Here is a 10,458-nt window from a genome sequence, read left to right on the forward strand (position 1 = left end):
TAGACGCCCTCACCGCGGGCGGCCTGGACCGGCGGGCAGGATCCGTTTCGGTGCCAGCACCGCCAGCGACGCGAGCTCGGCCGCCAGCAGCATCGGGTTGCGACCGGGCAGGATCGTGACACCGGTGCCGACCTTGAGCGTGCGGGTGCGGGCCGCCGCCCAGGTGGTGCCGACCATCGCGTCGACACCGGGGGCGGAGACCAGGTCGGGCAGCCACAGGGAGTCGATCCGGGCGCGCTCGAGCGCGTCCACGAACTCGTCGAACTCCGACCCGGGGTCGGTGGCCTGCAGCCCCACCGAGCCGACGCCGATGCGGACCTTGCCGTGCGGGGACGTCACCACGTCGGTCGACGCTACCCCGCGTCGGGGCTCCGGCGCGGGTCGCGGCCGCTGTTGCCCAGCGCCCGGTGGAACGGCGGCGCATCGGCCGGGACCGGGACCACCGGCCCGAACAGACCCTCCCGCGACGCCTCCTGGCCGGGTGCGGACATCGCGGTGGTGAACTCCAGTACGGCGGCGACGGCCTCGTCGTCGGGGGTGAACGGGCGGCCGGTGGCCACGGCGAGGTCCCAGCCGTGCAGGACCAGCTCGTCGAGGGCGATGACCCCGGCGACGTCGGCGGGCAGGTCCAGACCGCCCGCCGCGGTGAAGCCCTCCCAGGCGGCCGGTTCGCGCCACGCCTGCGCCAGCGCGGTGAGCCGGGCCGGGATCGCGGTCCGCCAGTCCCCGACGAGATTGCCGGCGTCGGCGCTCGGCGCGGTACCGGCGGCCTCGGGGGACTTCTCCGCCGCGACCCGGAACGCCCACGCCAGACCGTGCAGGTGGTCCAGCAGCGCGGCGACGGTCATGCCGTCGCAGGGCGTCGGGTCGTGGAGCTGGTCGTCGCGGACTCCCACGACGATGTCGGCCACGGCGCGGGCGGTCGGAACGAGATCGGGCACGGGCTACCTCCGGTCGGTCGGGGCCCTGCGATCGCGGGGCCCCGTCTGCTCCGACCGTCGGCAGGACGCCGACTCATCGCCCGCCGTGTTGTTCGACACCCGGTAGAAGGTGGTGTGCGGGATGCGGCAGAGTGGACGACGACGTCCCGTCCGCCTGGAGGAAGCACCCGTCATGAACGACCCGTCACTCGTCGCCAAGGTCTTCCGCGCCGTGGCGATCGCCGAGGCGCTGTCCTGGACCGGCCTGCTGATCGGCATGTTCGTCAAGTGGATCCTGGCCACCTCCGAGCTCGGGGTGCAGGTCATGGGGCCGATCCACGGGGCGCTGTTCGTCGCCTACGTGGTCGTCACGCTGTGGACCGCCCGGCTGTTCCGCTGGGACCTGCGCACCGTCGTGATCGGTCTGCTCGCCAGCATCCCGCCGCTGACGACGATCTGGTTCGAGCGGCACGCCGGGGCGACCGGCCGGCTCGATCCGGCGCGGGCCCGGGCCGTGACCGGCTGAGTCCTCCCGGACCGCGCGCCGCGCTTGACGACGCAGGTAAGCCTAGGCTAACTTCAGGTCGTCGCTTGGTGGTGGGAGCGGCGCGTCAGTTCGGGACGAGGGCCCGGTCGCTCGACCACGGCGACCGGGCCCTCACATATTTCCAGCTCATCGCTCGCTCGGGACGGGCTTCCGGATCCACCACAGGTGCAGTCCCAGGCCGGCACCCGTGGCGACGGCGAGCAGTACGACGTAGAGCCCGGTGTCGGCGAGGTCGCCGCCCACCCACCAGTGGACAGCCCCGGCGACCACCACGAGCAGCGGCAACAGCAGCAGCGCGCGGAGCGTCTCCGCTCGCTCCCGCTCGGGTGTCACGTGTGTCCCGTACAGGGCTCGACCGACCGCCCGTGCGACCAGCCACACGGCGACAAGGCTCAGTACCAGTACGAGCACGGCACCGGACCAGGTCGCCCCGGAGGCATCCCGCAGTCCGAGCGGGCGGCCCAGTAGAACGACCACGCCGAGCGCCCCCGCGACGACCACCACCTGCATCTCCAGGCAGCGGCGCCGCAGCAGCACCAGCTCCGCGCGCTCGTCGGTCTCGTTCCTGATCTGGCGCTGCGTCTCGCGCAGGGCCGTCCACGGACTAGGCATCCCGGCCTCCCGTCTTCGCTGCGTCACGCCGGGCGCGGATCCTGTCGGCCTCCGCGGCGGGCAGCGCGAACAACTGCTCCACCGGGGTGTCCAGCGCGACCGCCAGTCGCAGTGCGACCGCCGTCGACGGGTTGTATCCGCCGGCCTCGATCTCCACCACGGTCTGGCGGCTCACGCCGACCAGTTCGCCCAGTCGTCGTTGGGTCAGACTCGCCCGGCGTCGCGCTGCGGCGACGTCGGATCGCACATCGGCGGGGAGCCTGCCCATGCGACAGCTTTACCCGACATGGGTCGGGTCTACCCGACCTTTCACGCGTCCGGATGGGCCAGCGCCCGGTACACCGGCCGCAACGCGTCGGTCAGCCGCCCGCCGTTCGCCCGCAGGGACGGCTCGGGCACCTGGTCCAGGACCGCGCCCGGCTCGGTGTCCGGCGGGCGCGGGGGAGCGGAGCCGGGCGCCCCCTCCCAGAAGTCGTCCAGCAGGACCGCCAGCGGCACCGGCCCGGACGGCGCGGATCGGCCGCCGGTGCGGTCGCGCTCGGACCGCAGCCGCTCCAGCAGCGTGTCCCGGTCGCGTCCGCGCAGGGTGAGCAGCGTGAACGGGTCGGTGTCGCACCGCTGGGCCAGCACGTAGAACACCGCGGCCAGGTGCTTGCACGGCACGGTGTGGTCCGGGCACGAGCAGTCCTGTGCGAGGTCGGCGACGTCGGCCGGGAACAGCGACAGGCCCAGGCCGTCGAGCAACTCCTCGATCTCGGGGGGCACGGTGCCCGACAGCAGCGCCGCGGTGTACCAGGCGTCGGCGGCCAGTGCCTGCTCCACGCCCCGCCACTCCGTCTTGTCCCACACCCGCAGCCCGATGCGCACCCGGTAGGGCTGCGGCCGGGTGCCCTGCACCAGTGCGACCACCGCGCCCGCGTCGACGTCGAGCGACACGATCTGCCCCGACCGGGCGTAGCTGCGGCCACGCGAGAGCCGCCCGCCGACGCCGAGGCGTTCCAGCACGGCCAGGAACCGCGCCGACCACCAGGTCCGGGCGACCGCACCCCGCGTCGCGTGGATCCGGATCCCGCCCTCGACGCGGCGCGGCGGCCCGCCGGTGAAGTCCTCCTGCGCCCAGAACGGCCGGTCACTCATCGCCGCCCCCTGTGTCCTCGTCGGGATCGGCCACCGCGTCCGAGCCGAGTGCGAACACCGCGCGCAGCTCGGAGGTCGACAGCGACGTCAGCCAGTCCTCCCCGCCGGTCACCACCATGTCCGACAGCGACCGCTTCGCGGTGACCAGCGCCTCGATGCGCTCCTCCACGGTGCCCGGGCACACGAACCGGCGCACCTGCACCGCGCGCCGCTGCCCGATCCGGAACGCGCGGTCGGTGGCCTGGTCCTCCACCGCCGGGTTCCACCACCGGTCCAGGTGGATCACGTGGTTCGCCGCGGTCAGGGCCAGCCCGGTGCCGCCCGCGCGCAGCGAGAGCAGGAACAGCGACGGCCCCTCGCCGGACTGGAACCGCTCCACCATCTCGTCGCGCCGCTTCTTCGAGGTGCCGCCGTGCAGGTAGAGGACCTCGGTGTCGAACCGTGCCGACAGGTGCGGTCGCAGCATGGCGGCGAACTCGGTGTACTGGGTGAACAGCAGCGCCCGGTCCCCGGCGGCGAGCACCGGCTCCAGGAGCTCCTCGAGGCGGGCGACCTTGCCCGAGCGGTGCCGCCCGCCCGAGCGGTGCATCGGGGACCCGTCGTGCAGCAGCTGCGCGGGGTGGTTGCAGACCTGCTTGAGCTTGCTCATCGCCGCGAGCACGTTGCCGCGGCGCTCGATGCCGTCGCTGTCCTCGATCTTCTCCATCATGTCGTCGACCACGGTCCGGTACAGCGACGCCTGTTCCCGGGTGAGCCGGTGGTCGGCCACGATCTCGATCTTCTCCGGCAGGTCGTCGATCACCGTGGGGTCGGTCTTGACCCGCCGCAGCAGGTACGGCCGGGTGATCCGGCGCAGCGTCCGTGCCACCCCGGCGTCGCGGTGGCGTTCGATCGGCACCGCGAACCGCTGCCGGAACACCTCCGGCACCCCGAGCACCCCCGGGTTGAGGAAGTCCATCACCGACCACAGCTCGGCCAGCCGGTTCTCCATCGGCGTGCCGGTCAGCGCGACCCGGTGGGCCGCGTCGAGCGACCGCATCGTGCGCGACGCCGCCGCGTGCGCATTCTTGATCATCTGGGCCTCGTCGAGCACGAGGCGGTGGAACCGCCACGCCCGCAGGTCCTCGGCGTCGCGCGTCGCGGTCGCGTAGGTGGTGACGACCAGGTCCGCCGCGTCGAGCGCGGCGTGCAGGGCCGCACCGCGCGGCCGGGAGGCGCCGTGGTGGGCGTGCACCCGCAGGCCGGGGGCGAACGTCGCGGCCTCCCGCTGCCACGTGCCGACCATCGACATCGGGCACACGATCAACGACGGCGCGCCGGTCGGCCCGTCGGCCCGGTCGTGCGCCTCCAGGGCCAGCAGCTGCACGGTCTTGCCCAGGCCCATGTCGTCGGCCAGACACGCCCCCAGCCCCAGCGAGGACAGGAACGCCAGCCACGCCACCCCGCGCTCCTGGTAGGGGCGCAGCGTCGCGGTGAACCCCGGCGGTGCCGGAACGGGTGTCAGCGTGCGGTCGGCGGTGCCCTCCAGCAGCGCCCCCAGGTCCCCACGGGCCGACACGTCGGTCACCGGGAGGGGGGCGTGGGCGTCGCCGCGGGCCGCGGCCAGTACCTCCCCGACCGTGGGCGGCCGGTCCCGGTGGCGGCGCAGGAAGTCCAGCCCCTGCGCCAGCGCCTCGGCGTCCACGGCGACCCAGCGTCCGCGCAGCCGGACCAGGGGCGCCTTCGCGGCCACCAGCGCGGAGATCTCCGACTCGCCCAGCTCCTCGTCGCCGACGGCGAGCGACCAGCGGAACTCCGCCAGCTCGTCGCGCCCCAGGCCACCGCGGGTGATCACCCCCGGGGCGGGGGCCGACGAGGCCGACAGCCGCAGCCCCAGCGGACGGCGCCCGTCCCAGCCGCGCGGCAGCGCCACCCCGAACCCGGCCGACAGCAACGCCGGCGCGTCCCGGGTGAGGAACCGGTGCGCGCCGGTGACGTCGAGCGGCAGCCCGGTCGGCCGGGCCCGGCGCAGCGCGGGCACGAGATCCGGCAGCACCTGCGCCGCCCGGCCCAGCTCCGCCAGCAGCACGTCCTGCGCGCCGGACACCAGCGCGTCGGCCTCCCCGGCCCAGACGCCGGCCGCGTCGAACACCAGGCTCGGGTCCTCGGTGGAACGCAGCGCGAACTGCAGCTCCCACCGGGTGCCGTCACCGGTCTGGTCGTCGAGGTCCGGGCCGGGGTCCGCCGGGTCATGCAGGGTGGACACCTCGGCGAGCCGGAACAGGGCGGTCGCGGCGCCGGGCTGCTCGCGCCCGACGTCCTCCCACACCGTGAGCGCCTCGCGCAGCACCTGCAGCCCGGCCCCGGTCGCGGGCAGGTCCGCCGACGGTCCGGTCAGTGCGTGCAGCAGGGCCGCCGGCGCGTCCGGCCGGGCGGGCAGCGGGAGCGGCATGGTGGCACTGCGCCCCAGCCGCTCGCGGACCGCGGTGTCGGTGAAGCGGGCCAGCGCGGCGTCGACCAGGGTGTCCGGGTCCTGCCCCGCGACGTCGCCCGGGCGGCGCTGCTCGGCCCGCGCGACCGGGGGCAGCCGACGGACGAGGTCCGCGCGGGCGACCGCGTCCAGCCCCTGGACGACCGGGCGCCAGCGCGCCGCGGGCCGGCCGGACTCGGTGAGCAGCACCGGCAGGACCCGGCCGCGGGCGGCCAGCTCCTCGGCGAGCTGCGCGAGGTCGGCGAGGTGGGTGAAGCCGGCGCCGTAGCGGACCTCGGGGGAGGGGTCGGTGAGCTCGGAGGGGTCGACGACCACCGCGGGCACCGTCCACGGCGCCAGCGTCGGCGCGCCCCGGCCGCGGGTGCGCGGCCGGGAGCGGACCAGACCGGGGGAGTCCTGCGGCCCCGACGGGTACGAGGGCAGCAGCACCGTCACCGACGCCGGCTTGCCCGGGTGGATCGCGGCCAGCGCGTCCGAGGGCACCGCGAACGGGTGCGGCCGCGCCGTGCGCAGTGACCGGCGGTCGGTGCGCGGGCTCCGCTCGCCGTCCTCCGCCCACAGCAGGACGCCGCGGGCGGGGGAGTGCAGGGCGTGGACGACGAACACACCCCCACGCTAGAGGCGACCCCCGACAGCCACCGCGTGCAGGAGCCCGGCCGCGGCCGCGCACGCCTCGTCGGTGACCACGTGCTCGTCGCCGTCGTCGATCCGCAGGTCCACCCGCGCACCCGCCCCGGTCAGCAGGACCGCGGTCTCCTCGACCCGGTGCGCGGGCACCCACGGGTCGCGCGAGATCGACCGCAGCACCGCCGGGGTCGGCGCGAGCGACCCCGACGGCGGGGCGGGCACCGGGTCCGGGCCGACGAACCCGCCGGTGAACACGACCAGTCCCGCGCACGGGCGTGGGTCGCGCACCAGCAGGTGGTGCGCGACCACACAGGCGCCCTGGGAGAACCCCCACAGCACCACCCGGTCCCGGCCGACCCCCTCGTCCGCCAGCCGGGCCAGCCGGTCGTCGACGACGTCGAGCGCGCGCAGCAGCGCGTCCCGGTTCTCGTCGAACGGTTCGAGGAACGGCTTCGGGTACCAGCTGCCGCCCGGCGCCGCCGGGGCGACGAACCGGGCGGGCACGTCCCCGAACCGCGCCGCGGTGGCGCGCATGTCGCCGGGGTCGCGCCCCCGCCCGTGCAGGGCGAGCACGACCAGCGGCGCCGCGGGGTCCCCCCAGGTGGTCATCAGGCCTCGATCGGTTCCAGCTTGGCGAAGATCTCCTCGCGTCGGTCCTCGAACTGCTCCGGCAGCTGGAACCGGGTGCCCAGCTCGTGCGGCGACTCGTCGCAGGTCCAGCCGCCCTCCTCGTGGGTGACGGCCAGCTCGAACAGCGCCCCGCTCGGCGTCCGGACGTAGACGCTCTTGAAGTACTTGCGGTCCTTGAGCTCGGAGATGTCGGTGTAGCCCGCACCCTCGATGTCGAACTTCACCGCCTCCTGGTTCGCCAGGTCCGACACGTTCCACGCGAAGTGGTGATAGGTGCCCGCGCCGTAGCGCCAGGTGCCCTGGTCCTCGCTCCGGTTGACGGTGATCTCCAGGTGGTTGCCGACCTTCGCGTCCCCGATCCGCAGGCCGAACATGTCGCCGTCCTCGGCGGGGTCGCCCTGGGCGAAGAAGGAGGTGTCGGCGAACTCGACCATCCGGTCCGGGGTGGTCATGTGCACGCCGACGCCGTGGATGCCGTGGATCGCGTGCTCCGCCGACACCCCGTTGCCCTCGAAGCCGCGGCGCGGGTCGCCGGTGTTGGCGACGAGCTGGTACTCGATGCCCGACGGGTGGGCGAAGGCGAGCCGGCGCCGGTCGAACCGTTCGACGTCGGCGACCTCGACGTCGTGGGACCGCAGCCGCTGCGCCCAGAAGTCCAGCGAGCCCTCCGGCACCGACAGCAGGACCTCGCGGGCCTGGTTGGTGCCGCGGGTGCCGAACTGGCCCGCCTGCGCCCACGGGAACGTGGTGACCACGCTGGACGGGTCGCCGTCGGCGTTGGAGTAGTAGAGGTGGTAGATCGGCAGGTTGCCGTCGAACAGGACGGTGCGCTTGATGAAGCGCATGCCGAGGATCTTCGTGTGGAAGTCGACGTCCTCCTGGGCGCCGGCGACGGACAGGGTCACATGGTGCGAGCCTTCGACATGAGCCACGTGTCCGGACGCTAGGAACGACACGGTCCCCGCACATCGCCGACGGGCGCAGACCGCTGTCGTCCGCGTGCACGCCCGCACCGGGCCGTCGGACGACTGCTGCGCGACTAGGCTGGGTACGGCCACCAGCACGACCAGGAGCCGCCGATGACGACCGTCGCCGACCGTCCCGCCGACCCGCCGACCCGGGGACCGGGGCCGTCCCCGGTCCCGACGGACCGGAGGGCGTCTCCTTCGTCACCGTCGCCGGTGACCTGCCCGCCCCCGGGGACGACCGGCTGGTACTGGTCGTGGCGCTGGCGGGCAGCGCCCTGCTCGGCGACGGCGAGCCGCTGGTCCCCGGACGGTGGGCGCTGCTGGACCCGGCCCGCCCGGGTGCCCGCACCGCGGACCGCGCGTTCCGCGCCCTGTGCGTGCACTTCCCGCGCGAGCGCGTCGAGCCCCGCGGGGAGCCCCTGACCGGGGTGGCGGGCACCGCGTTCGACGCCGGCCCCGGGCTGGCCGGCTACGTGTGCGACACCCTGCGCCACCTCGACGCGCACCGGATCGCGATGGGCACCCACGCCGCCGTCGCGGTGCGGCACGCCGTGGACCTGGTCGGGGTGCTGCTGCGGAGCACGGCCGGGGCCGAGCCCGCCCCGCACTGCGACCTGCTGGACCGGATCAAGGCCTACGTCGAGGCGCACCTCGGCGACCCGGACCTCGCCCCCGCCGGGATCGCCGCCGCGCACTTCGTCTCCGCGCGCCACCTGCACAACCTGTTCGCCGGGACCGGGACCAGTGCCGCGGCCTGGATCCGGGCCCGGCGCGTCGAGATGTGCCGGCGCGACCTGGCCGACGCGGGCCTGGCCGACGTGCCCGCGGCGGCCATCGGGTCGCGGTGGGGGTTCCGCGGGCCGTCGCACTTCGGGCAGGTGTTCAAGCGTGCGACGGGGCTGACGCCGGCCGCCTACCGGGAGGCCAGCAGCTCGTCGAGCCGCTCGTGACCCTGCACGACCCCGACCTCCATGCCCGAGGCCAGCATCCCGTCGCGGGAGTCGAACGAGTCGAACAGCGACTCGGCGACGAGCCGGGTCCGGCCGCCGGGCAGGGCGGTCAGCGTGAGCGTCTCCAGGCAGGCGCTGTCGGGGAAGCCCTCGTAGGAGAAGGTCTGCACGATCCGCTCCGGTGAGCGCACCTCGTGGAAGGACCCGAAGAACCGCCACTCGCCGGTCTCGTCGGAGCTGGTGTACCGGTAGCCGCCGCCGGTCTCGGCGTCCCAGCGGTCGACGGTCATCGTGAGGTTGCGCGGGCCGAGCCAGCGCTTCACCTTCTCGACGTCGACGTGCGCGTCGAAGACCCGCTCCGGCGGGGCGTCGAACTCCCGGGTGATCCGGATCGTCGGGAGGCCCTCGACGGCCTCGATGTCGGTCTCGCGGGTCGTCGTGCTCATGACGCTGCTCCCTCGCTCGTGCCGGTGGATCCCGGCGTCTCGTCGGCGAGCAGGTCGTCGAGGCGCGCGTAGCGCTCCTCCACCTGCCGCCGGTACCGCTCGATCCAGGCCGTCATCAGGTCGAACACCTCCGCGTCGAGATGTACCGGGCGGCGCTGGGCCTGCCGGCTGCGCCGGACGAGCCCTGCGCCCTCCAGCACCCGGATGTGCTTGGAGACGGCCTGCAGGGAGACGTCGTAGGGCTCGGCCAGCTCGTTCACGGTCGCGTCGGCCGTCGCCAGCCGGGCCACCATGTCGCGCCGGATCGGGTCCGCCAGTGCGGCGAAGACCCGGTTCAGCCGGTCCTCCACGACTCCTCCTTGCTCAACCCTTCGGTTGACAACACCGTAGCGACGGGAGCGCTTTTAGAGCGTCCGGCGATTGATGGTTATCGGAGTCGACGGGTCGTGGGTCGGGTTGTCCAGCGGTAGCGGCTGCGGGCATGGTTGATCAGCCGGCGGATCACGGTGAGCGCGGCGGCGAGGTTGAGGTAGAACTCGACGATGATCTTCCGGCGATCGGTGAACCGGCGCAGCTTGCCGTAGCCGTTCATCCAGGAATGGGTGCGCTCGACCGGCCACCGCTTACCGACCTGGATCGGGGCGGGCCGGCCCTTGGTGGCGATCTGTGCGTCGAACCCGAGTCGTTCGAGCAGATCGCGGGTCTTGCCTGAGTCATAGCCCCGGTCCAGGTGCAGGCACGGTCGCTCGGGCAGCGGCCCGATCATGTCGTAGATCCCGATCAGGGTCGGTTTCAGCAACGGCGAGTCGTGGTCATTGGCGCGGGCGCTGATCAGGTGCAGCGGGATCCCCGCACCGTCGCAGACCACGGAGCGTTTGGTGCCCTGTTTGCCCCGGTCGACCGGGTTACAGCCGGCGACCTCGCCACCGCAGGGAGCCTTGGTGATCGCTCCGTCGGCAGACAGATCGTCGAGGTCGAGACCGATCATCTGGCCATAGCCGGCCAGCGCGGCCCGAAGGACCTGCTCCCCGACGCCGGCGGCGGCCCACTGGGCGAGACGGCGGCGGATCGTGCGGTCCGAGCAGCCGGGGGTGGCGATGCGTTCGTAGCCGCTGCCGTGCACCAACGCCGCGAGCACGTGCTCGAACACC

General features: G+C 74.1%; 13 protein-coding genes. 2 read left to right on the top strand and 11 right to left on the bottom strand.

The window, feature by feature from the left end:
- Positions 1 to 9: 9 nt before the first annotated feature.
- Together KPF47_RS10600 and KPF47_RS10605 are read right to left on the bottom strand one after the other, a co-directional pair.
- A complete protein-coding gene (locus KPF47_RS10600) occupies positions 10 to 342 on the bottom strand; it encodes an LLM class flavin-dependent oxidoreductase (protein ID WP_224388557.1) in 333 nt (110 codons plus the stop codon).
- 11 nt (positions 343 to 353) lie between these two features.
- Positions 354 to 941 (bottom strand): TIGR03086 family metal-binding protein, encoded by a 588-nt coding sequence (locus KPF47_RS10605; protein WP_224388559.1) that lies wholly within the window; start codon positions 939 to 941, stop codon positions 354 to 356.
- A gap of 172 nt (positions 942 to 1,113) precedes the next feature.
- Between KPF47_RS10605 and KPF47_RS10610 the strand changes: the two genes are divergently transcribed.
- Entirely contained in the window at positions 1,114 to 1,446 is a 333-nt protein-coding gene (locus KPF47_RS10610; RefSeq protein WP_224388561.1) for a DUF3817 domain-containing protein, read from the top strand.
- A gap of 147 nt (positions 1,447 to 1,593) precedes the next feature.
- Here KPF47_RS10610 and KPF47_RS10615 read toward each other — a convergent pair whose 3' ends face one another.
- From KPF47_RS10615 to KPF47_RS10640, 6 genes are read right to left on the bottom strand one after another with little or no spacing between them, the layout of a single operon-like run.
- Positions 1,594 to 2,079 (bottom strand): hypothetical protein, encoded by a 486-nt coding sequence (locus KPF47_RS10615; RefSeq protein WP_224388563.1) that lies wholly within the window; start codon positions 2,077 to 2,079, stop codon positions 1,594 to 1,596.
- Positions 2,072 to 2,347, bottom strand: a complete 276-nt coding sequence (locus tag KPF47_RS10620; RefSeq protein WP_224388565.1) for a helix-turn-helix transcriptional regulator — start codon at positions 2,345 to 2,347, stop codon at positions 2,072 to 2,074. Before KPF47_RS10620 ends, KPF47_RS10615 begins: the two co-directional genes overlap by 8 nt.
- Before the next feature lie 41 nt (positions 2,348 to 2,388).
- The gene (locus KPF47_RS10625) at positions 2,389 to 3,216 is read right to left on the bottom strand and encodes an SWIM zinc finger family protein (RefSeq protein WP_224388567.1); all 828 of its coding nucleotides are present in this window, start codon (positions 3,214 to 3,216) and stop codon (positions 2,389 to 2,391) included.
- Entirely contained in the window at positions 3,209 to 6,292 is a 3,084-nt protein-coding gene (locus KPF47_RS10630) for a DEAD/DEAH box helicase (protein WP_224388569.1), read from the bottom strand. The genes KPF47_RS10625 and KPF47_RS10630 overlap by 8 nt, the downstream gene beginning before the upstream one ends.
- Positions 6,293 to 6,301: 9 nt before the next feature.
- Entirely contained in the window at positions 6,302 to 6,922 is a 621-nt protein-coding gene (locus KPF47_RS10635) for an alpha/beta hydrolase (protein WP_224388571.1), read from the bottom strand.
- Positions 6,922 to 7,848 (bottom strand): VOC family protein, encoded by a 927-nt coding sequence (locus KPF47_RS10640; RefSeq protein WP_224390181.1) that lies wholly within the window; start codon positions 7,846 to 7,848, stop codon positions 6,922 to 6,924. Before KPF47_RS10640 ends, KPF47_RS10635 begins: the two co-directional genes overlap by 1 nt.
- Before the next feature lie 305 nt (positions 7,849 to 8,153).
- Here KPF47_RS10640 and KPF47_RS10645 point away from each other — a divergent pair, with 305 nt between their 5' ends.
- Positions 8,154 to 8,861 (top strand): helix-turn-helix domain-containing protein, encoded by a 708-nt coding sequence (locus tag KPF47_RS10645; RefSeq protein WP_255659486.1) that lies wholly within the window; start codon positions 8,154 to 8,156, stop codon positions 8,859 to 8,861.
- Here the strand turns inward: KPF47_RS10645 and KPF47_RS10650 are convergent.
- The 3 genes from KPF47_RS10650 to KPF47_RS10660 form a co-directional block, all read right to left on the bottom strand.
- Positions 8,825 to 9,307, bottom strand: a complete 483-nt coding sequence (locus tag KPF47_RS10650; RefSeq protein WP_224388575.1) for an SRPBCC family protein — start codon at positions 9,305 to 9,307, stop codon at positions 8,825 to 8,827. The two genes, KPF47_RS10645 and KPF47_RS10650, sit on opposite strands and share 37 nt — an antisense overlap.
- Positions 9,304 to 9,657: a helix-turn-helix transcriptional regulator gene (locus KPF47_RS10655; protein ID WP_224388577.1), complete on the bottom strand. Its 354-nt coding sequence runs from the start codon at positions 9,655 to 9,657 to the stop codon at positions 9,304 to 9,306. Before KPF47_RS10655 ends, KPF47_RS10650 begins: the two co-directional genes overlap by 4 nt.
- 77 nt (positions 9,658 to 9,734) lie before the next feature.
- On the bottom strand, positions 9,735 to 10,458 hold a 724-nt coding region (locus tag KPF47_RS10660; RefSeq protein WP_224388580.1), incomplete at its 5' end, for a transposase.

The organism is Pseudonocardia sp. ICBG1293 (assembly GCF_020131355.1).
In the GTDB taxonomy this organism is placed as follows: domain Bacteria; phylum Actinomycetota; class Actinomycetes; order Mycobacteriales; family Pseudonocardiaceae; genus Pseudonocardia.